General features: G+C 60.2%; 19 protein-coding genes. 12 read left to right on the top strand and 7 right to left on the bottom strand.

Features of this window, described 5'->3' with window-relative positions; all coding sequences use genetic code 11:
* Positions 1-11: 11 nt before the first annotated feature.
* From BJ917_RS19880 to BJ917_RS19870, 3 genes are read left to right on the top strand one after another with little or no spacing between them, the layout of a single operon-like run.
* Entirely contained in the window at positions 12-1,154 is a 1,143-nt protein-coding gene (locus BJ917_RS19880) for an ABC transporter ATP-binding protein (RefSeq protein WP_096514335.1), read from the top strand.
* Positions 1,155-1,189: 35 nt separating this feature from the next.
* Positions 1,190-2,071, top strand: a complete 882-nt coding sequence (locus BJ917_RS19875) for an ABC transporter permease subunit (protein ID WP_177435603.1) — start codon at positions 1,190-1,192, stop codon at positions 2,069-2,071.
* On the top strand, positions 2,068-2,958 hold the full coding sequence (locus tag BJ917_RS19870; protein ID WP_096514337.1) for an ABC transporter permease subunit: 891 nt from the start codon (positions 2,068-2,070) through the stop codon (positions 2,956-2,958). Before BJ917_RS19875 ends, BJ917_RS19870 begins: the two co-directional genes overlap by 4 nt.
* Positions 2,959-3,100: 142 nt before the next feature.
* Here BJ917_RS19870 and BJ917_RS19860 read toward each other — a convergent pair whose 3' ends face one another.
* Positions 3,101-3,742 (bottom strand): HD domain-containing protein, encoded by a 642-nt coding sequence (locus BJ917_RS19860; RefSeq protein ID WP_121104210.1) that lies wholly within the window; start codon positions 3,740-3,742, stop codon positions 3,101-3,103.
* Positions 3,743-4,076: 334 nt separating this feature from the next.
* On the opposite strand from BJ917_RS19860, the gene BJ917_RS19855 reads away from it, so the two are divergent.
* Positions 4,077-5,042 carry a GlxA family transcriptional regulator gene (locus BJ917_RS19855; protein ID WP_121104208.1) on the top strand — a complete coding sequence of 322 codons (966 nt, stop codon included), beginning with the start codon at positions 4,077-4,079 and terminating at the stop codon, positions 5,040-5,042.
* Between the two features lie 147 nt (positions 5,043-5,189).
* On the opposite strand, the gene BJ917_RS19850 is transcribed toward BJ917_RS19855, so the two are convergent.
* Positions 5,190-7,601: a penicillin acylase family protein gene (locus BJ917_RS19850; RefSeq protein ID WP_121104206.1), complete on the bottom strand. Its 2,412-nt coding sequence runs from the start codon at positions 7,599-7,601 to the stop codon at positions 5,190-5,192.
* A gap of 111 nt (positions 7,602-7,712) precedes the next feature.
* A complete protein-coding gene (locus BJ917_RS19845) occupies positions 7,713-8,294 on the bottom strand; it encodes a DUF6436 domain-containing protein (RefSeq protein WP_096514341.1) in 582 nt (193 codons plus the stop codon).
* Between the two features lie 96 nt (positions 8,295-8,390).
* On the opposite strand from BJ917_RS19845, the gene BJ917_RS19840 reads away from it, so the two are divergent.
* Positions 8,391-9,338, top strand: coding sequence for an alpha/beta hydrolase (locus BJ917_RS19840; protein WP_096514342.1), 948 nt, complete (start codon positions 8,391-8,393; stop codon positions 9,336-9,338).
* Between the two features lie 132 nt (positions 9,339-9,470).
* Here the strand turns inward: BJ917_RS19840 and BJ917_RS19835 are convergent, their stop codons facing one another.
* The gene (locus BJ917_RS19835; protein WP_096514343.1) at positions 9,471-10,214 is read right to left on the bottom strand and encodes a DUF2059 domain-containing protein; all 744 of its coding nucleotides are present in this window, start codon (positions 10,212-10,214) and stop codon (positions 9,471-9,473) included.
* A gap of 108 nt (positions 10,215-10,322) precedes the next feature.
* On the opposite strand from BJ917_RS19835, the gene BJ917_RS19830 reads away from it, so the two are divergent.
* Together BJ917_RS19830 and BJ917_RS19825 are read left to right on the top strand one after the other, a co-directional pair.
* Positions 10,323-10,955, top strand: a complete 633-nt coding sequence (locus tag BJ917_RS19830; protein WP_096514344.1) for a 2OG-Fe(II) oxygenase — start codon at positions 10,323-10,325, stop codon at positions 10,953-10,955.
* Positions 10,956-10,957: 2 nt separating this feature from the next.
* On the top strand, positions 10,958-11,443 hold the full coding sequence (locus tag BJ917_RS19825; protein ID WP_121104204.1) for a DUF523 domain-containing protein: 486 nt from the start codon (positions 10,958-10,960) through the stop codon (positions 11,441-11,443).
* A gap of 123 nt (positions 11,444-11,566) precedes the next feature.
* Here the strand turns inward: BJ917_RS19825 and BJ917_RS19820 are convergent, their stop codons facing one another.
* Positions 11,567-12,151, bottom strand: a complete 585-nt coding sequence (locus BJ917_RS19820) for a transporter substrate-binding domain-containing protein (protein WP_121104202.1) — start codon at positions 12,149-12,151, stop codon at positions 11,567-11,569.
* Positions 12,152-12,286: 135 nt separating this feature from the next.
* On the opposite strand from BJ917_RS19820, the gene BJ917_RS19815 reads away from it, so the two are divergent.
* Entirely contained in the window at positions 12,287-12,712 is a 426-nt protein-coding gene (locus BJ917_RS19815; protein WP_096514347.1) for a DUF4399 domain-containing protein, read from the top strand.
* Positions 12,713-12,776: 64 nt separating this feature from the next.
* Here BJ917_RS19815 and serA read toward each other — a convergent pair whose 3' ends face one another.
* On the bottom strand, positions 12,777-14,006 hold the full coding sequence (gene serA / locus BJ917_RS19810; protein ID WP_077048552.1) for a phosphoglycerate dehydrogenase: 1,230 nt from the start codon (positions 14,004-14,006) through the stop codon (positions 12,777-12,779).
* A gap of 204 nt (positions 14,007-14,210) precedes the next feature.
* On the opposite strand from serA, the gene BJ917_RS19800 reads away from it, so the two are divergent.
* The 4 genes from BJ917_RS19800 (at position 14,211) to BJ917_RS19785 (ending at position 18,487) form a co-directional block, all read left to right on the top strand.
* On the top strand, positions 14,211-15,605 hold the full coding sequence (locus BJ917_RS19800) for an FAD-binding oxidoreductase (RefSeq protein ID WP_096514349.1): 1,395 nt from the start codon (positions 14,211-14,213) through the stop codon (positions 15,603-15,605).
* A 37-nt stretch (positions 15,606-15,642) separates the two neighbouring features.
* A complete protein-coding gene (locus BJ917_RS19795) occupies positions 15,643-16,308 on the top strand; it encodes a fumarylacetoacetate hydrolase family protein (RefSeq protein WP_096514350.1) in 666 nt (221 codons plus the stop codon).
* 240 nt (positions 16,309-16,548) lie between these two features.
* A complete protein-coding gene (locus tag BJ917_RS19790) occupies positions 16,549-17,475 on the top strand; it encodes an SdiA-regulated domain-containing protein (protein WP_121104200.1) in 927 nt (308 codons plus the stop codon).
* Positions 17,476-17,569: 94 nt separating this feature from the next.
* On the top strand, positions 17,570-18,487 hold the full coding sequence (locus BJ917_RS19785) for an SdiA-regulated domain-containing protein (protein WP_121104198.1): 918 nt from the start codon (positions 17,570-17,572) through the stop codon (positions 18,485-18,487).
* A 108-nt stretch (positions 18,488-18,595) separates the two neighbouring features.
* Here BJ917_RS19785 and rpiA read toward each other — a convergent pair whose 3' ends face one another.
* On the bottom strand, positions 18,596-19,267 hold the full coding sequence (gene rpiA, locus BJ917_RS19780; RefSeq protein WP_096514353.1) for a ribose-5-phosphate isomerase RpiA: 672 nt from the start codon (positions 19,265-19,267) through the stop codon (positions 18,596-18,598).
* Between the last annotated feature and the right edge of the window lie 242 nt (positions 19,268-19,509).

Genomic DNA, 19,509 nt, shown 5'->3' with positions numbered 1-19,509 from the left:
GAGTTTCGTAAATGGCAGTTGCCTCCGGCGCCTATAAGAAAGCCCTCGAGGGCGACCAGTCACCTAAGCAGGTGCTGGTCAAAATCGACCGGGTCACGAAGAAGTTCGACGAGACGATTGCCGTGGACGATGTGTCCCTGGAAATCAAGAAAGGCGAAATTTTCGCCCTGCTCGGCGGTTCGGGATCGGGCAAATCGACCTTGCTGCGCATGCTCGCAGGTTTCGAACGGCCCACGGAGGGGCGCATCTTCCTCGATGGCGTAGACATCACCGACATGCCGCCTTACGAGCGGCCGATCAACATGATGTTCCAGTCCTACGCCCTGTTCCCGCACATGACCGTGGCGCAGAACATCGCCTTCGGCCTCAAGCAGGACAAGCTGCCCGCCGCTGAAATCGATGCGCGAGTGGCCGATATGCTCAAGCTGGTGCAAATGAGCCAGTACGCCAAGCGCAAGCCGCATCAGTTGTCCGGTGGCCAGCGTCAGCGTGTGGCCCTGGCCCGTTCGCTGGCCAAACGGCCGAAACTGCTGTTGCTCGATGAGCCGATGGGCGCACTGGACAAGAAGCTGCGTTCGCAGATGCAACTGGAGCTGGTGGAGATCATCGAGCGCGTCGGCGTAACCTGCGTCATGGTGACCCACGACCAGGAAGAGGCCATGACCATGGCCGAGCGCATCGCGATCATGCACCTGGGCTGGATCGCCCAGATCGGCAGCCCGATCGACATCTACGAAACCCCGACCAGTCGCCTGGTCTGCGAATTCATCGGTAACGTCAACATCTTCGACGGCGAAGTGATTGACGACGCCGAAGGCCACGCGACCATCACCTGCAAGGACCTGGACCGCCAGATCTATGTCGGCCACGGCATCAGCACCTCGGTGCAGGACAAGTCCGTGACCTACGCGATCCGTCCGGAAAAACTGATCGTCACCCCGACCCAGCCGACCTGTGAATACAACTGGTCCAGCGGCAAGGTGCACGACATCGCTTATCTGGGCGGGCACTCGGTGTTCTACGTCGAACTGCCGAGCGGCAAGATCGTCCAGTCCTTCGTCGCCAACGCCGAACGCCGCGGCACACGTCCGACCTGGGGTGACCAGGTCTACGTGTACTGGGAAGACGACAGCGGCGTGGTACTTCGCTCATGAACATGCGCAAACTCAAACGCCGCTTCAATCGAATAATTCCCGGTGGCCGCCAGCTGGTCATCGGGGTTCCCTTCATCTGGCTGTTCATGTTCTTCATGTTGCCGTTCTTCATCGTCCTGAAGATCAGCTTCGCCGAAGCCGACGTGGCCATTCCGCCGTACACCGAGATCTACAACTACGCCGAGCAGAAGCTGCAGATTCTGTTGAACCTGGGCAACTACTCGATGCTGGCCGGCGACGAGTTGTACATCGCCGCGTACTTTGGCTCGTTGAAGATGGCGTTTTTCAGCACCATCCTCTGTCTGCTGATCGGCTACCCGATGGCCTACGCCATCGCCAGCGCCCGCAAAGAGCTGCAAACGGTGCTGGTGCTGCTGATCATGATGCCGACCTGGACCGCGATCCTGATCCGCGTCTACGCGTGGATGGGCATCCTCAGCAACAACGGCCTGCTCAACGGGTTCCTGATGAGCATGGGCTGGATCAACGAGCCGCTGCAGATCCTCAACACCAACCTGGCGGTTTATATCGGTGTGGTTTACTCCTACCTGCCGTTCATGATCCTGCCGCTGTACGCCAACCTGGTGAAGCACGACCACAGCTTGCTGGAAGCCGCGTCGGACCTGGGTTCGAGCACGTTCAACAGCTTCTGGAAAATCACCATTCCGTTGTCCAAGAACGGCATCGTCGCCGGCTGCATGCTGGTGTTCATCCCGGTGGTGGGTGAGTTTGTGATCCCTGAACTGCTTGGCGGACCGGAAACCCTGATGATCGGTAAAGTGCTCTGGCAAGAGTTCTTCAACAACCGTGACTGGCCGGTGGCGTCTGCACTGGCGGTGGTGATGCTGGCGATCCTGATTGTGCCGATCATCCTGTTCAACCGCAGTCAGGCCAAGGAAATGGAGGGTAAAGAATGAAGCGCTTCCGTTTCTCCAGCCTGATGCTGGTACTGGGTCTGCTGTTCATCTACGCGCCGATGCTGATTTTGGTGATCTACTCGTTCAACGCCTCGAAACTGGTGACGGTATGGGGCGGCTGGTCGATCAAGTGGTACGTCGGCCTGATGGACAATACGCAACTGATGGGGTCGGTGGTGCGCTCGCTGGAAATCGCCTGCTACACGGCGGTTGCGGCTGTCGCGCTGGGAACGCTGGCCGCGTTCGTCCTGACCCGCATCACCCGCTTCAAGGGCCGCACGCTGTTCGGTGGCCTGGTCACTGCCCCACTGGTGATGCCGGAAGTGATTACCGGCCTGTCGCTGTTGCTGCTGTTCGTGGCCATGGCGCAGATGATCGGTTGGCCACAGGAACGCGGCATCGTGACCATCTGGATCGCCCACACCACGTTCTGTGCGGCGTATGTGGCGGTGGTGGTGTCGGCGCGCTTGCGTGAGCTGGACCTGTCCATCGAAGAGGCGGCCATGGACCTCGGTGCGAAGCCGTGGAAAGTGTTCTTCCTGATCACCATCCCGATGATTGCACCCTCTCTGGGGGCTGGTGGCATGATGTCTTTCGCCCTGTCCCTGGATGACCTGGTACTGGCGAGCTTCGTGTCGGGTCCGGGGTCCACGACCCTGCCGATGGAAGTGTTCTCCGCGGTGCGCCTGGGCGTGAAGCCGGAAATCAACGCCGTGGCCAGCCTGATTCTGTTGGCGGTATCGCTGATGACCTTCCTGGTGTGGTTCTTCAGCCGCCGTGCCGAAGAAAGCCGCAAGCGTGCGATTCAGCAGGCTATCGAAGAAGGCGCTGCCGATTCCTGGAAACAACCGGACGTGCGCCGCGCGCAGGCGCCGGAAGCAGCTTGAGCCTGAACGGGGTTGACCACATTTCTGTGGCCAACCCAATCCAAACTGTGTGAGCGAGCCTGCTCGCGAAGAGGGAGTATCAGTCGACATCATTGTTGTCTGACGCACCGCTTTCGCGAGCAGGCTCGCTCCCACATTGGCTCTATACAGTCCAAGGGGATTTGCGGATGACCTCGACAAAGTTCATCGGCTTGAACCCTGGCTCCTGATCCATCAGCACATCGGTCTTCACGTTGCCGAACGTAGTCTGCGGACGATGCCGCAAGCCGTCGGCGAAGGCGCAGATGATGCACTCCTTGAACCCTTCACCCCGTGGATGCGCATGCACCACCGCTTCGCGCTGCGCGGTGGAAAACGCTGCGTAGTCCATGCCCAGCACATCCATCTCAACGCCGGCGGTCACCAGCGCCACGGTCGGCCGCAGGTGTTGCGGCACACCCGGCGTGGTGTGCAGGGCAATCGACAGCCAGACCTGCTCGATATCGTCATCGCTGAATCCGTAAGGCTTGAGGAACGCCGCCGCGGCGTTTGCGCCATCGACTTCGAAACGCTCGTTGTCGCTGCGGTAACCTTCTACCAGACCCAGGTCATGGAACATCGCGCCGATGTACAGCAGCTCCGGATTGTAGGCCAGTCGCTTGCGGTCGCCGCTCAGCGCACCGAATAGAAATACCCGGCGCGAGTGGTGATAGAGCAAGTCGGATTCGATGTCGCGGATGTATTCGGTGGCGGCCTTGGCCAATGCGCTATCGGGGATTTTGATACCGGCAATGATGGTGGTCATGGGCGTTTCCTCGTGGTGAACGCCTTGGCGGCGCTGAGGTGTCCAGTCTGTTCGGGCACCCCAAACCGGACAATCGATCCATGGCTGCGATCCCGGCCAATGAGCATGCATATCGCGCCAGCCTCGCTTGTTGGTCGGGGATTGGCTAAGTTTGCTGCCCGTAAACTGCTTTTGTGGCGAGGGAGCTTGCTCCCGCTCGGCTGCGCAGCAGTCGTAAACCCTCTATCGCGATGCTCCTGAAAGAACTTGGTTGCGGTTTATGGGGCCGCTTCGCAGCCCGACGGGAGCAAGCTCCCTCGCCACACAGCGTGATTCTTAGAAGGCAATTCGAACCATGAGTAAAACCATCGCCATCGTGGTGTTCGCCGGCGTCCAGTCACTGGACGTTACCGGACCCATGGATGTGTTTTCCGAGGCCAATCGTTTCCTCGCTCCAGAGGATCACTATCGGCTGGAGGTGATTGGCGTGGAGCGCGGGGTGATGGCGTGTTCCAACGGTCTGGCACTGAGTGCTCATCGACATTTCAGCGATGCGTTGCAGGCCTGGGACCTGCTGTTGGTTGCCGGCGGACCGCAGTTGCCTTTCATGGATTTCGGTGCCGCGTTCGATGCCTGGCTGCGTGATGCCTGCGCGCGGGCTCAGCGCTTTGGTTCGATCTGCAACGGCGCGTTCATGCTTGCCCGGGCGGGATTGCTGGAGGGGCGGACGGTGACCACCCATTGGAGCGATGCCGCGACGCTGGCCGCGCTGTGCCCGACGACTCGGGTCGAAGCCGACCGTTTGTACGTGCAGGATGCCGAGCTCTACACCTCGGCCGGTGTCACGGCGGGGATTGATTTGTCGTTGTACCTGCTGGGCCGCGATCACGGGCCGGACGTGGCGCTGAGCGTGGCCAAGCGGCTGGTGGTGTTCACGCAACGCTCGGGTGGCCAGTCACAGTTCAGCCCGTTCCTCACACCCCACGCCGAGCCGACCTCGGCCGTGGCGATGGTCCAGCACTACGTATTGGCCAACTTGACCGGCGACCTGACCATCGCCGACCTGGCCAAGGCTGCCAACATGAGTGCGCGCAATTTTTCCCGGGTGTTTGCCAGGGAAGCGAAAATCACCCCGGCCGAATTCGTCGAGCGGGCGAGGGTGGATGCGGCGCGAGTGATGCTGGAAAGCACAGGCGCTCCGCTCAAGACCGTGGCGTACCAGTGCGGATTTCGTGATGCCCAGCATATGCGCAGCGTGTTCAACCGCAGGCTGGGGGTGACGCCGCAGCAGTTCAGGTTGAATTTCGCGGCGATGGTCTGAGCTGAAATCAGCGGTGTGAGTCAGGGCTTCTTCGCGAGCAGGCTCGCTCCCACATGAGATAGCCAGCGAACACAAAATTTGTGTGCAGCACCGGTCCACTGTGGGAGCGAGCCTGCTCGCGAAAGCGTCAGCCCAGGCAACAAAAATCTATTGCCCCGACCGCGCCGGCAACAGCTTCAATGTACTGCGCGTATTCGCCGTCACCTCTTCATCATTGAGATGCGCCTGGTAGTACACCCCTTCGATATACGCCTCGGCCTGATCTTCATAGTGACGGTCGAACAGCACGCCACTCTGGCCTACCGGGTTGACGGTCAGGCTATGGGCCGGATCGGCGAAGTCGATCAGGCGCCGGGTGGAGGGGCCGTAAGTCACCGGCCAGGGTGCCGGGCCGATCCTGGCCGACAGGTTGTTTGGCACTTCATGACTGCCGGGGGCGGCGAATGGGCCGACGTTGAACAGACGGTCCAGCGGCTTTTGCTGGCCCAGCGGGTGACCATGGGTCAGGGTGTGCGCGTTGCCCCATTGCCATTGCGCGGAATCGGCGCCGAGGGTGCCCTTGAGGTGGGCGATGCTGGCCTGCCACGCTATCTTGACCGTATCGGCGCGGGTTTCCTTGCCGAGGGTACTGCGGTTGTCCCACCACGGTGAGTCGGGGTTCGCCGCCAGGCGTGGCAGCGCGGCATCGATTACCCGGGTCGAGAGCAGTGTTTCGAAGAAATCGTTGCCCAATTCATCGCGCATCGCCGCGTCAGCCAGGTTGAACAGGAACTGGTTGAACACGGTGGCGCTAGTGGAATCGAGTGGGTAATCGCCTTTCCATTGGGCCAGTTGCTCCACCAGTTTCAACTCGGCAGGGTCGCTCACCACCGTACGCAACACCGGCAGCAGGGGTGCCAACAGACGCGGGCCGTAAGCGGTGGTGGTGCCCAGTTGCAGTCTCTGGCTGGACTCCAGATCCCACTTGATGCTCTTGTCGCCGAGCTGATAGTTGAGCTGCTGGCCACGATCGGCCAGGTTGTAGTAACCGGGAATTTCCATGCCCGTCGGTGACACGGGCTGGAAGTTGGCGGAGACGATGTAGCCCCGCGCCGGGTTCTCTTCCTGCGGGTTGGCGCTGAACGGGTAGAAACCGTCCTTGTCCGCTTCGGTACTGCTGCCGTCGAGGATGAACCATGGGCGTACCCCGGCAGGACGCTTGGGCAATTGCGCCGCCGCCCACCAGCCGATGTCACCCTTGGCGTTGGCCCAGACGATATTCAGGCCGGGAGCCTGGACCTTGGCCGCAGCGCTGCGCGCCTTGGCCAGGGTGTCGGCACGGTTGAGCTGGTAGAAGCCTTCCAGTATCGGGTTCTGGCTTTCGAGAAACCCCCACCACATGGCAATCGGCGTTTTACCGACACTGTTGCCCAGCGCATCGTTGACGATCGGGCCGTGGGGCGACTGGCGCAACGTCAGGGTTACCGGTGCCTGGCCCTTGACCGCGATCTGCTGTTCGCTGGTCACCATGTCTACCCACTTGCCGCGGTACCAGACTTGGTTGGGATTGTCCGGGTTGACCTTTTCGGCAATCAGGTCGAGGTCGTCGTTCTGGAACATGGTGATGCTCCAGCCGAAATCACGGTTCATGCCCAGCGAGGCGAACGGCATCAAGGCCTGGTAATGGCCGTAGAGTTCGAACCCCGGCGCCGAGAGCTGCGCTTCGTACCACACCGACGGCGCGGAAAAGCGGATGTGCGGGTCACCTGCGAGCAACGGCTTGCCGCTTTTGGTTCGACTGCCGGCCACGACCCAGGCGTTGCTGCCTTCGAATTGAGGCAGGCCGTTGTCAGCCAGTGCCTGTTCGCTCAGGCGGGCGAGGACGTTGAGGTCTTTCCAGTCGGCGCTGGCCAGGGACGGCTTGGCGCCGCTGTGCCGGTTCGCCAGCACACCGTTGGGCTGCCAGTCGAGATCGAAAACGTTGAGGTAGTCGGCACCCAGTTGATCGCGCACGAACGTCAGCAACGGTTCGGTACGGAATGCCGCGGCAAAGCTGTAGGCCATGTAGCCGGCGATGCTGATGGTGTCCTGGGCGGTGAACGGGCGTTTTTGAATGCCCAGCACATCGAACTCCACGGGTTTTGCGTGGCTGTCCTGATACTGGTTGATGCCATCCAGATAGGCTTGCATGGCGATGAAGGCGGGCGATTGCTTGTCCAGATTCGCCAGGTAGGTTTCGGCGCGTTCACGAATGCGCAGGCTGCGCATCAGCTTGTCGGTGTCGAGCAGTTTCGGGCCGAGCACCTCGGCCAGCTCACCCCGGGCCAGGCGACGCAGGACTTCCATCTGGAACAGTCGATCCTGGGCATGGACATAACCCAGGGCACGGTACAGGTCGGGTTCGTTTTCGGCGCGGATATGCGGGATCCCGCGTTCATCGTAGCGCACGGTGACCGAGCCTTGCAGGTGTTGCAGTTCCACCATGCCCTGGCGTGTCGGCTGCTTGCTGTAGACGTACCAGCCGCCAACCGCGACTAGCGTGACGATCAGCGAGCCGAGAGCGGTCAGGCTACGTTTCATGGTGACTCCTTGTTGTTATGAGCGACTGCAGTTCCCTGGTGCCACTGTTTAACACGGCTCACCGAATTGGCCCATCGCCCGTAGGAGGGATTCGTATTGCCGCGTTTTTCCCTACCTGGCTGTATCGGCCGGCCAAGGGCAGTAACACCCTACCGCCAGTGTGTGCGTGGCACTCACGGCGCGACCTTCGTTTAACGCCTGCAGGATCGGCTCGATAAAACTGTTACTGGAATTGCAGGTCAGGCCTTCGCTGTAGGGGCCGAAGTACGCCAGCTTGCCGTTGCGATCCCAGATGGCCACGGCGGGGCTGGCGGGGACCTGCTCGGAGCCGGGCAGGACGCTGAGGGTTTTCAGGCGGCTCAAGTTGCCCGGCAACTGGCCATGGCTGCCGGGTTTTTGCACCGAGTAGAACTCAACACCCTGCGGGGCGTATTGCTCGACCAGTTCACTGAGATGTTGTTGATTGCCGACATTGCACGGGCACGCCGGGTCCCAGAAATGGACGAGGCGGATGGCGCCAGGGCCGGCGAGTGTGTCCGGCAGGCGCAGCGGGTCGCCGGAGAACAGCGCGGTGTGCTCGCTGAATGCGCGCAGGTAGCGCCCCTGGAACCAGTCGTAGGCCGCCCACAACGCACCGGCGCACACCACGGCGAGCAGGCTGGCAAACAGGGTGGCGCGCAAGGGCGATCGCATGGGTTCATTCCTCGAAGGTCGGCTAGCTTGCCATGCTTGCCGCGACAGATGAATATCGCAGGTCCATAAAGTCCGTTTAGTGCTCTGGAATCGCCCATGCCTGTCACCTTCGACCCTGATCACCTGCGCGCCAGCCTGCGGCCATTGGCCGAGGGGCAGCCGTTGTCAGCGGAGGCCCAGGCTTATCAGCGGTTTTACGGGCTGGATTTTGCTGCGCGAAACGTACGCAGTGGCCTGGGGCGTTTTCAGGTCGATGGTTATGACCTGGTCAGCCAGGTCTGGTGGCCGGAGCGGGTGAAGGCGACGCTGTTTGTCTTCCATGGCTTTTATGATCACACCGGCCTCTACCGGCATGTGATCGAGTGGGCGCTGGAGCAGGGCTTCGCGGTGATCGCCTGCGACTTGCCGGGGCATGGACTGTCCAGTGGCGAGCGGGCGAGCATCAAGGACTTCGCCGAGTACCAGGACGCACTGCTAGGCCTGTTTGCCGAGGCGCGCTCACTTGATCTGCCGCAACCGTGGCACCTGTGCGGACAGAGCACCGGTGGCGCGATCGTGATCGACCATGTGTTGAATGCGGGGGCGAGCAGTCCGGCCCAGGGCCAGGTGATTCTGTTGGCACCGCTGGTGCGGCCGCGGGCGTGGGGCTGGTCGCAACTGAGTTATTACCTGCTCAGGCCATTCGTCAAAGCCATCGCCCGGCGTTTCAGTGAAAATTCGAATGACCCGGATTTCCTGCCGTTCCTGCAGGCCGACCCCTTGCAGCCACTACGACTGCCGACGGCGTGGGTCGGGGCGTTGGCGCGCTGGATCAAACGCGTCGAAGCCGCACCCGCCAGCCCCCGGCGACCGTTGATTGTGCAGGGGCAGGCGGACATGACCGTGGATTGGGAACACAACCTTGAGGTGCTGCGGGCGAAGTTCGATCGGCCTCAGGTATTGATGCTGCCTGAGGCGCGGCATCACCTGGCGAATGAGGCGGCGGTATTGAGGGGGGAGTATTTCGGGTTTTTGACCAAGCGGATCAAGGGCAGGAATCTTTAGCGACAATAAGGGCCTCATCGCGGGCAAGCCTTGCTCCCACAGTGGCCGGTGTGAATCCACAATATTGTGATCAACACATAAACCTGTGGGAGCAAGGCTTGCCCGCGATGAGGCCCTTACTGTCACTGAAGACTATTGGGGATTGGCCTGCCCCACCGCCAACCCCGCCTTGATCGCCGCCAGTGCCGCCTGATAATAAGCCTTGCCCTCGGCCGACTCGGCAAAGGTGGCGAACTCTTCCAGCTCTTCATCCGACAGGTCGCGATAGACATACAGCAACGTGTTGTTCAGGTCGCTGCCGATCTGGTCCATCAAGCGCTGGCGCTGCCCGTTCAACATGCCTTGGGCCTGGCCCGCGCCGAGCAGGCCGGGAATCATCGAGCTCAGGCTGTCGGCGGCGACACCGGCAATCGCCAGGCTGACTTCGGCGCCCGCCTCGCGTGCAGGCAACGCCTGCGCCAGGTGGCCAATGATCAGCAGGCGACTGTCGCTGGCCTGCATCTTGGGCAAACCCTTGGCGTTTTTCGCCAGTTGATCGCGGCGGGTCGCGAGCAACTCGGCGGCGACGATTTTCTTGCCCAGCGGGGATTGAAAGAACGCCAGTGCGGGCTTGGGATCAGCGAGGTTCTTGCGCAACTGTGCTTCGGCGCGCCGGTCCACAGCCTTGGGATCAAAGCGCTGATTGCTGTTGTTGACCAACGCCTGGAACACCGCCGGTGGCAGGCTGCTTTGGTAGCGTTGTTGCGCGGCCGAGAGGGCGTCGTTGAAATGCGCGCGTTGTTCCGGCCAGCCGGCGACCTTGTACAACTGGTCGTGGCCGTCTGCCCAGGCGGGCAAAACGCAGAACATCAGCAGGGAGAGAAGCAAACGGCGCATAGGGACTCCTGTCAGCAGGCGACTATTCTCCGTGTGGCATACAGTCTTGTCGAGAATTCGTATCAACCCGCTGCGTGGCTCTGTCGGATTTCCAGGCGCAGGAATACTATGCGCGCCATGCAAATACCTTCTGATCACCCGCTGCTGTTACGAATCGTCGATGACCTGGCTGCCAACGGCTGGTCACAGCAGAATATTTTCCTGCCTCTGGATCTGACCCGGGCGCTGGCGGCCGAGTGCCGTAAACGTGCAGCCGAGGGCGAACTGGCTCCGGCAGCGGTGGGGCGCGGACCTTCCTCGGAGATCCGCGAGGGGATTCGCGGCGATCATATCCAGTGGATCGAACCCGGCCAGGCCGAGGCATGCGACAGTTATTTGCAATTGATGGACAGCTTGCGCGAGGCGATGAATCGCGACCTGTTCCTGGGCCTGGAAGATTTCGAAAGCCATTTCGCGATGTACCCGCCCGGTGCGTTCTACCTCAAACACGTCGACCGGTTCCGCGACGACGACCGGCGCATGGTGTCGGCGGTGGTCTATCTCAACGACGCCTGGCTGCCAGAGCACGGCGGTCAGTTGCGCATGTACCTGGATGCAGACGTGCCATACGATGTGGTGCCGACAGGTGGATGCCTGGTGGTATTCCTGTCGGGAGAGGTTCCCCATGAAGTCCTGCCCGCGACCCGTGAACGCCTGTCGTTGACCGGCTGGTTCCGGCGTCGGGGCAACGAGCCGTTCTGATCATGCAGAAGATTCTTGTAAGCCGCTGCCTGCTGGGTCACCGCGTACGCTATGACGGCGGCGCCAGCGGGCCGTTCGATCAGCTTCAGCAGTGGCTCGACGAAGGGCGGGTCGTGCCACTGTGCCCGGAAGTCGCCGGCGGTTTGCCGACGCCACGGGCAGCCGCGGAGATTCCGGGCGGGCAGGGTGCCGACGTGCTGGAAGGGCAGGCATTGGTGATCACCACCGAGGGCGAAGACGTCAGTGCGCAGTTTCTGTCCGGGGCTTATCAGGCGCTGGCACTGGTGCAAAAGCACGGCATCCGCATTGCCATCCTCAAGGCCAATAGCCCGTCCTGCGGCAATCGGCTGACCTACGACGGGACGTTCAGTGGCGTGAAGGTCAGTGGCGAAGGGGTGACGGCGGCGCTTCTGAAGCGAAATGGCGTTCACGTCTTCAGCGAACTCGAACTGGCTGAGGCGACGCAGGCACTGGCAGCACTCAATTAACGACCCACACAAGACTACTGTGGGAGCGAGCCTGCTCGCGAATGCGTAGTGTCAGTCGACATTAATGTTGTCTGGCACACCGCTTTCGCGAGCAGGCTCGCTCCCACAGGGTTATCCCGCGGCTCAGGGGTTCGGTGCCACACCCGAATCCGCCCCAAACCATTTCTGTTCCAGCGCCTCGAGCCGGCCATCGGCCTTGATCCGCTGCAACGCGTTTTCCAGGCTGGCATGAAACGCCGGGTTCCCCTTCTGAAACGGAATCGCCAGGCTCACAGGCGCGCTGGCTTTCGGCTTGTCTTCGGTCAGCGACTGCACCAGCAGCATTGACTTCGGCTCGTCCTTTTGTGCAATCAATTGCGCATCGGCATGAATGTAAGGTTCGCTGAAGTCGAAACGATCCTTGAGTGCCGGGGTCTCTGCAATGTGATTGATGGCGATGTCGTACTTGCCGCTTTCAACACCGGTCAACAAATCGCCGGAGTCGGTGACGACAAAGTCGGCGCGCACATCCAGTTCGTTAGCCAGCAATTGACCCAATTCGACTTCAAAGCCTGCAAGACTGCCGTCTTCCTTGAAATTGAAGGGGGGTGTATTAGCCTCAAGGGCAATGCGCAATTCACCGCGGTCGTTTACGTCGTCAATCAGTTCGGCGTGAGCCAAAGGGCTCAAAAGGGGTAGCAGGCAGATCAGGCCAGGCAGAAAGCGCATGGTCACTCCTTTGAATTTTTTATCGCGACCCTTTGATTCAGGCTCGCTTTGCTATGGTTGTCGAGTGCCTTCGACAACGATTGACCATGAAGTTGTGATGGTCACGCGAATTTTACGGAAAAACTGGAGAAGAGAATGAAAACCTTTATGTCACGTGCTGCGTTGGCTGGCCTGCTGATGGGTGTTTCGGTGCTGGCCAGTGCGGCCACGCCGGCTCCTGTTGGCGCTTCGGTGAGCATCGTCGAGCCGGCCAGCGGTGCCGTTGTCGATGGCAAGTTCAAGGTCAAGTTTGAAGTCAAGGGCATTGCGCTGGCGCCTGCGGGTGATGCCACCCCGAACACCGGCCATCACCATCTGTTGGTGGATGCCAAGAGCATTGTTCCGGCGGGCGCTGCCATCCCTGTAGATGACAACCACAAGCACTTCGGCAAGGCCCAGACCGAAACCGAACTGGAGCTCAAGCCAGGCACGCACACCTTGCAACTGGAACTGGGTGACAAGAACCACATGGCGTTCGACCCGCCGATCGTCTCGGAAAAAATCACCATCACGGTGAAATGACTTTCCGGCCGGCATGAAAAAGGGAGCTCCTGAGAGCTCCCTTTTTATTGCGCAGCGCGCTCGGTCAGAACAACACGCGGCTACGGATAGTGCCGTTGACGTGTTGCAGCTTCTCTTGCGCCAGTTCCGAGTATTCGGCGTCTACGTCGATCACCACGTAACCGACTTTCTCGTTGGTCTGCAGGAACTGACCGGAGATGTTGATACCGTTTTCGGCGAAGACCTTGTTGATCTCGCTCATCACACCCGGGATGTTCTCGTGGATGTGCAGCAGGCGGTGCTTGCCAGGGTGAGCCGGCAGGGCCACTTCCGGGAAGTTCACGGACGATACCGAAGTACCGTTGTCGCTGTACTTGACCAGTTTTTCGGCCACTTCCAGACCGATGTTGGCCTGCGCCTCGGCGGTGGAACCACCGATGTGCGGGGTCAGGATCACGTTGTCCAGGCCACGCAGCGGGCTTTCGAACTCTTCGTCGTTGGAGCGAGGCTCCACCGGGAACACGTCGATGGCGGCGCCGATCAGGTGCTTGTCCTTGATGGCGGCGGCCAGGTGGTCCAGCTCGACCACGGTGCCGCGTGCGGCGTTGATCAGGATGCCGCCTTTCTTGATGGCGCGGATTTCCTTCTCGCCGATCATCCACTGGGTGGCAGCGGTTTCCGGAACGTGCAGGGTCACGATGTCGGACATGCCCAGCAGCTCGTGCAGGTTGCCGACCTGGGTGGCGTTACCCAGTGGCAGCTTGGTCACGGTGTCGTAGAAGTACACCTGCATGCCCAGGCCTTCTGCCAGGACCGACAATTGAGTACCGATCGAGCCGTAACCGACGATGCCCAGCTTCTTGCCGCGGATCTCGAAGGAGTTGGCCGCGCTCTTGATCCAGCCGCCACGGTGGCAGGAAGCGTTCTTCTCAGGGATGCCGCGCAGCAACAGGATCGCTTCGGCCAGTACCAGCTCGGCAACGGAGCGGGTGTTGGAGTACGGTGCGTTGAACACGGCGATACCGCGCTCGCGTGCCGCGTCCAGGTCGACCTGGTTGGTGCCGATGCAGAAACAACCGACCGCAACCAGCTTCTTCGCGTGATCGAAGATCTCTTCGGTCAGTTGAGTGCGGGAGCGAATGCCGATGAAGTGAGCATCAGCGATCTTTTCCTTGAGCTGGGCTTCCGGCAGAGAACCTGTGAGGTACTCGATGCTGGTGTAGCCCGCCGCCTTGAGGACGTCGACAGCCGATTGGTGGACGCCTTCGAGAAGAAGGAACTTGATCTTGCTCTTATCGAGAGAAGTCTTGCTCATCTGCGTAAACCTGTATCCCGGAGAAAAATGGCAGGAAATGGTCAACAGATGCTGACCCGGACGGCAACAAAACCGTCGCCGCAGAACAGCCGTTGGGCACTATGCTGCGGGGTCGGTATGCTAGCATATGCGCCCCGCTAAACACTCATTCCTGCGACGTGAAGCGTTCTCAGGATGACCATGAATTGTTCGAGAGTTCTGTCGATGACCAATCCTGCCCTGATTGATGAGCTGAAGACCCTGGTTGAGCCTGGCAAGGTGCTGACCGATGCCGACTCCCTGAATGCTTACGGTAAGGATTGGACCAAGCATTTCGCTCCGGCCCCGACCGCCATCGTGTTCCCCAAGACCACCGAGCAGGTCCAGGCGATTGTCCTGTGGGCCAATAAACACAAGGTGGCGCTGGTGCCGTCCGGTGGCCGTACCGGTCTTTCCGCCGCTGCCGTGGCAGCCAATGGCGAAGTGGTCGTGTCCTTCGACTACATGAACCAGATCCTCGACGTGAACCTGACTGACCGCACTGCCGTTTGTCAGCCGGGCGTGGTCACGGAGCATCTGCAGAACGTGGCCGAGGAAAAGGGCCTGTACTACCCGGTGGACTTCGCATCGGCTGGTTCGAGCCAGATTGGCGGCAATATCGGTACCAATGCCGGCGGGATCAAGGTGATTCGCTACGGCATGACCCGAAACTGGGTCGCCGGCATGAAAGTGGTCACCGGCAAGGGTGATGTACTTGAACTCAACCGCGACCTGATCAAGAACGCCACCGGCTACGACATGCGTCAGCTGTTCATCGGCGCTGAAGGTACTCTGGGTTTCGTGGTCGAAGCGACCATGCGTCTGGATCGCGCCCCGAAAAACCTCACCGCGATGGTCCTCGGCACTGCCGATTTCGACGCGATCATGCCGGTATTGCACGCCTTTCAGAGCAAACTCGACCTGACGGCCTTCGAATTCTTCTCCGACAAAGCCCTGGCCAAAGTCATGGGCCGTGGTGACGTGCCGGCGCCGTTCGAAACCGATTGCCCGTTCTACGCCTTGCTGGAATTCGAAGCGACCACCGAAGAAGTGGCCAACCACGCCCTGGAGACCTTCGAACATTGCGTGGAGCAGGGCTGGGTGCTGGACGGCGTCATGAGCCAGAGCGAGACCCAGCTGCAGAACCTGTGGAAACTGCGCGAATACATCTCCGAAACCATTTCCCACTGGACGCCGTACAAGAACGACATTTCGGTAACCGTCTCGAAAGTGCCGGCATTCCTCAAGGAAATCGACGCGATCGTCGGTGAACACTATCCGGATTTCGAAATCGTCTGGTTCGGCCACATTGGCGACGGCAACCTGCACTTGAACATCCTCAAGCCGGAAAACCTGAGCAAGGACGAGTTCTTCGCCAAATGCGCAACCGTCAACAAGTGGGTGTTCGAAACCGTCGAGAAGTACAACGGTTCGATCTCCGCCGAGCACGGCGTGGGCATGACCAAGCGTGATTACTTGACCTACAGCCGTTCCCCGGTTGAGATCGAGTACATGAAAGCCCTCAAGGCGGTGTTCGACCCGAACGGCATCATGAACCCGGGCAAGATTTTCGCTGTTTGATTTTCGAATTTAAGCGCTACGAACCAGGAGTCGGTCCATGAGCTATCAGCACCAGTATGTCGACGGTACGCGTATTCACTTCCCCTTGGGGAAAGTGGTGTGCATCGGCCGTAACTACGCCGAACACGCCAAGGAATTGGACAACCCGGTACCTACCGAGCCGCTGCTGTTCATCAAGCCGGGCAGTTGCGTCGTGCCGCTGGAGGGTGGTTTCAGCATTCCGACCGAACGTGGCTCGGTGCATTACGAAGCGGAAATCGCAGTGCTGATCGGCAAGCCATTGTCGACCAAGCCGAGCCGTGAAGAAGTACTCGACGCCATCTCCGGTTTCGCCCCGGCCCTGGACCTGACCCTGCGTGACAAGCAGGCCGAGCTGAAATCCAAGGGCCTGCCCTGGGAAATCGCCAAGTCCTTCGACGGTGCGGCGGTGATTGCCCCGTTCGTATCCCCTGGCACCTTTACCGACCTGACTGACATTGGCATCCGCCTGACCATCAACGGCGAAGTCCGCCAGGATGGCAACAGCAGCGCCATGCTCAACCCGATCGTGCCGATGATCCAGCACATGGCCGGCTGCTTCTCGCTGCAGGCCGGTGACGTGATTCTGACCGGCACGCCAGTGGGTGTCGGCCCGTTGAATGTTGGCGATGAAATTGTTCTGGAACTGCCGGGCGCGAGCCGTTTCAACAGCAGCGTTCGCTAGTCTGGGCACTGCCTAACCCTGTGGGAGCGAGCCTGCTCGCGAAAGCGGTGTGTCATTCAGCGTTAATGTTGGATGTGCCGGCCTCTTCGCGAGCAGGCTCGCTCCCACATTGGGGTTTGTGATTGCTGCCATTTCCCGATTTTTTCACGGGGGGGCTGGATAATTCCCGGACCTCTGGCGCATGAGCCTGCCCCGTTTGTGCTATTACCCCTAGCCTGACTTTCTGGAACCCATTCCCTGATGGCCACTCAATCGCTCTCCACGTTCAAATCTGCCCGTCGCTCGCGCTTTGCCTTGCGGTGGTATGTCTGGCTTTTCCTGGTGGCGGTTGTCGCCTATGGCGTTGCGTTTGCCATGCATTGGGACAATCGTGGCGTGCTTTGGGTGAAGGAGCGCTTTGCAAGTCCTGCCGAGCGCCAGGCGAGTATCTGGTTGCCGGATTATCACGCGGTGATCGACGCCAAGCCGCTGCCGGGCATGGAAAAGGATGAGGCTTCTGACCTGGCCTACGATCCTCAGACCAAAACCCTGTTTTCGGTCATGGGTAAGAATCCGTTTCTGGTCGAGTTGTCCTTGCGGGGCGATGTGCTGCGCAAGATGCCGCTGGTGGGCTGGAGCAACCCTGAAGGGGTGACCGTGTTGGGTAACGGTTTGCTGGCGATTGTCGATGAGCGCGATCACCTGATCACTGTCGTCAAGGTCGATGCCGATACCCGTGAGCTGAACATCGCCAATTTCCCCAAATACGATCTCGGACCTTCGAAAGACCAGAACAAGGCGTTCGAAGCCATCGTCTGGGATTCGCCTAATCAACAGCTGCTGCTGGGTGAAGAGCGCCCACCGGCGTTGTTTGCCTGGAAGAGTGACGGCAAGGCGCTTAGCGGTGACAAGCTCAAACTGGCCAGTCATGCACTGGATGTTCGCAATCTGTCGGCCCTTGCCATCGACCCACGGACCGGGCACATGCTGGTGCTGTCCGCCGATTCCCACCTGTTGCTGGAGCTGGACAAGAAGGGCGAGCAAGTCAGTTTCATCGCCTTGCTGGGCGGCTTCCATGGTTTGAAAAAGACCATTCCCCGCGCCGAAGGCGTGGCCATGGACGAAGCCGGTACGCTGTACATGGTGAGTGAGCCGAACCTGTTCTATCGCTACGAAAAACAGAAGTAATCACTGTGATTCCTGTAGGCGCTGCCAGCCATTAAGCTTCAGTTCAGACAGGCGTGATATTTCATCCGCCTGTTTCGATTCCGAGCCTTGCCCAATGCGTCGATTTGCCCGCCCCAAGCCGCTGATGTTCATCGTGACGATGATTGCGCTGATCGTGTTGCTCGCGGTCGGCCAGTACGGGCGTCTGTTCGAGCGTGGCTGGTTTAACCTGCACAGGCTCTGGCAGCCGGTGAATGACCAATCCATTGGCCTGGACCGGTATCAGGTGGTGTTGGAGGGGCAAGTCATCGAAGGTCTGACCGACGATGTTTCAGCATTGACCTATGACCCGGTGCGCAAAAGCCTGTTCACCGTCACCAACAAGCACTCCGAGCTGATCGAGCTTTCCCTCGACGGCAAGATCCTGCGTCGTATTGCACTGGTCGGATTCGGCGATCCGGAAGCGGTTGAATACATCAGTGCCGACACCTACGTCATCGCTGACGAGTACCAGCAGCGGCTGATCAAGGTTCATCTGGAGCGGGACACCACCTTCCTGGATGCTGCCGAAGCAGAACAGATCACCCTCGGCGTGCACTCGAGCGGCAACAAGGGGTTTGAAGGGTTGGCGTACGACTCGGTGGGCAAGCGCCTGTTTGTCGCCAAGGAACGCGACCCGATGCTGATCTATGAAGTGCACGGCTTTCCGCATTTCAATCCGGAAAAATCCTATGCGGTGCACGTCATCAATAACCCCAAGCGTGATGCCGGGATGTTCGTGCGCGATCTGTCGAGCCTGCAATATGACGAGCGCAGCGGTCACTTGATGGCACTGTCCGACGAGTCACGGCTGATTCTGGAGCTGGATGTGGACGGACGACCGCTGAGCACCCTGTCGTTGAGCAAGGGAAGTCAGGGGCTGCAAAAGGCCGTGCCGCAGGCGGAGGGGATTGCCATGGACGACGACGGTACGATGTACCTGGTGAGCGAGCCGAACCTGTTTTACGTCTTCAAAAAACCCGCACAAAACTAACTCGCCCCACCGATCCCTGTGGGAGCAAAGCTTGCTCGCGATGAACGATCACGCGGTGTGCCAGACATACCGCTATCGCGAGCAAGCTTTGCTCCTACAGGGCAGGTGTCAGGCCTTGAGGGTCTTCACACCTTCACTGGTACCCAGCAACAGCAGGTCCGCCGGACGCGCCGCGAACAAACCGTTGGTGACCACGCCCACGATCGCATTGATCTGCGTTTCCAGTTCCACCGGGTTGGTGATTTCCATGTTGAATACATCAAGGATGATATTGCCGTTGTCGGTCAGCACGCCTTCACGGTAGACCGGATCACCACCCAGCTTGACCAGTTGACGGGCCACGTGACTGCGGGCCATCGGAATGACCTCCACCGGCAGCGGGAAGTTGCCGAGGACCGGTACCAGTTTGCTGGCGTCGGCGATGCAGATGAAGGTCTTGGCCACCGCCGCGACAATCTTCTCGCGGGTCAGTGCGGCGCCGCCGCCCTTGATCAGGTTCAGGTGCTCATCGCTTTCATCGGCGCCGTCGACGTAGAACTCCAGGTCGCTGACAGTGTTCAGTTCGTACACCGGGATGCCATGGCCCTTGAGGCGGGCGGCGGTGGCTTCGGAACTGGCGACAGCGCCATCGAATGCACCCTTGTGTTGTGCCAGGGCATCGATGAAGCAGTTGGCGGTGGAGCCGGTGCCGACCCCGACGATGCTTTTGTCGTCGAGTTTCGGGAGGATGAAGTCGACGGCGGCCTGAGCCACTGCCTGTTTGAGTTGATCCTGGGTCATGCGGGCTCCGAGGTGCCGAAGAGGGGAACGAAAGGCCGGCATTATAGGCTTCGGGGCGGGGAAGGTCATTGCCCGATTGGCAGATGTGGCAGAGCGACGCGGTCCCTGTGGGAGTAAAGCTTGCTCGCGAAAGCAATCGAGCAGCCAACATTATTGTTGAATGTGATGGCCTCATCGCGAGCAAGCTTTGCTCCCACAGGTGAGGATTGCCTCCGGAGGCTTAAAACCACCGGTTTAGTGTG

It is taken from the genome of Pseudomonas sp. WPR_5_2, assembly GCF_003634475.1.
GTDB classification, from domain to species: domain Bacteria; phylum Pseudomonadota; class Gammaproteobacteria; order Pseudomonadales; family Pseudomonadaceae; genus Aquipseudomonas; species Aquipseudomonas izuensis.
This window is presented reverse-complemented; position numbering and strand designations above follow the sequence as displayed.

Coding starts and splice junctions, on each gene's coding strand:
- BJ917_RS19830 (WP_096514344.1), top strand. CDS start 10,323: ATGCGCGCCATGCAAATACCTTCTGATCACCCGCTGCTGTTACGAATC.
- BJ917_RS19840 (WP_096514342.1), top strand. CDS start 8,391: ATGCCTGTCACCTTCGACCCTGATCACCTGCGCGCCAGCCTGCGGCCA.
- BJ917_RS19850 (WP_121104206.1), bottom strand. CDS start 7,601: ATGAAACGTAGCCTGACCGCTCTCGGCTCGCTGATCGTCACGCTAGTC.
- BJ917_RS19790 (WP_121104200.1), top strand. CDS start 16,549: ATGGCCACTCAATCGCTCTCCACGTTCAAATCTGCCCGTCGCTCGCGC.
- BJ917_RS19795 (WP_096514350.1), top strand. CDS start 15,643: ATGAGCTATCAGCACCAGTATGTCGACGGTACGCGTATTCACTTCCCC.
- BJ917_RS19870 (WP_096514337.1), top strand. CDS start 2,068: ATGAAGCGCTTCCGTTTCTCCAGCCTGATGCTGGTACTGGGTCTGCTG.
- rpiA (WP_096514353.1), bottom strand. CDS start 19,267: ATGACCCAGGATCAACTCAAACAGGCAGTGGCTCAGGCCGCCGTCGAC.
- serA (WP_077048552.1), bottom strand. CDS start 14,006: ATGAGCAAGACTTCTCTCGATAAGAGCAAGATCAAGTTCCTTCTTCTC.
- BJ917_RS19815 (WP_096514347.1), top strand. CDS start 12,287: ATGAAAACCTTTATGTCACGTGCTGCGTTGGCTGGCCTGCTGATGGGT.
- BJ917_RS19880 (WP_096514335.1), top strand. CDS start 12: ATGGCAGTTGCCTCCGGCGCCTATAAGAAAGCCCTCGAGGGCGACCAG.
- BJ917_RS19860 (WP_121104210.1), bottom strand. CDS start 3,742: ATGACCACCATCATTGCCGGTATCAAAATCCCCGATAGCGCATTGGCC.
- BJ917_RS19845 (WP_096514341.1), bottom strand. CDS start 8,294: ATGCGATCGCCCTTGCGCGCCACCCTGTTTGCCAGCCTGCTCGCCGTG.
- BJ917_RS19825 (WP_121104204.1), top strand. CDS start 10,958: ATGCAGAAGATTCTTGTAAGCCGCTGCCTGCTGGGTCACCGCGTACGC.
- BJ917_RS19800 (WP_096514349.1), top strand. CDS start 14,211: ATGACCAATCCTGCCCTGATTGATGAGCTGAAGACCCTGGTTGAGCCT.
- BJ917_RS19820 (WP_121104202.1), bottom strand. CDS start 12,151: ATGCGCTTTCTGCCTGGCCTGATCTGCCTGCTACCCCTTTTGAGCCCT.
- BJ917_RS19835 (WP_096514343.1), bottom strand. CDS start 10,214: ATGCGCCGTTTGCTTCTCTCCCTGCTGATGTTCTGCGTTTTGCCCGCC.
- BJ917_RS19785 (WP_121104198.1), top strand. CDS start 17,570: ATGCGTCGATTTGCCCGCCCCAAGCCGCTGATGTTCATCGTGACGATG.
- BJ917_RS19855 (WP_121104208.1), top strand. CDS start 4,077: ATGAGTAAAACCATCGCCATCGTGGTGTTCGCCGGCGTCCAGTCACTG.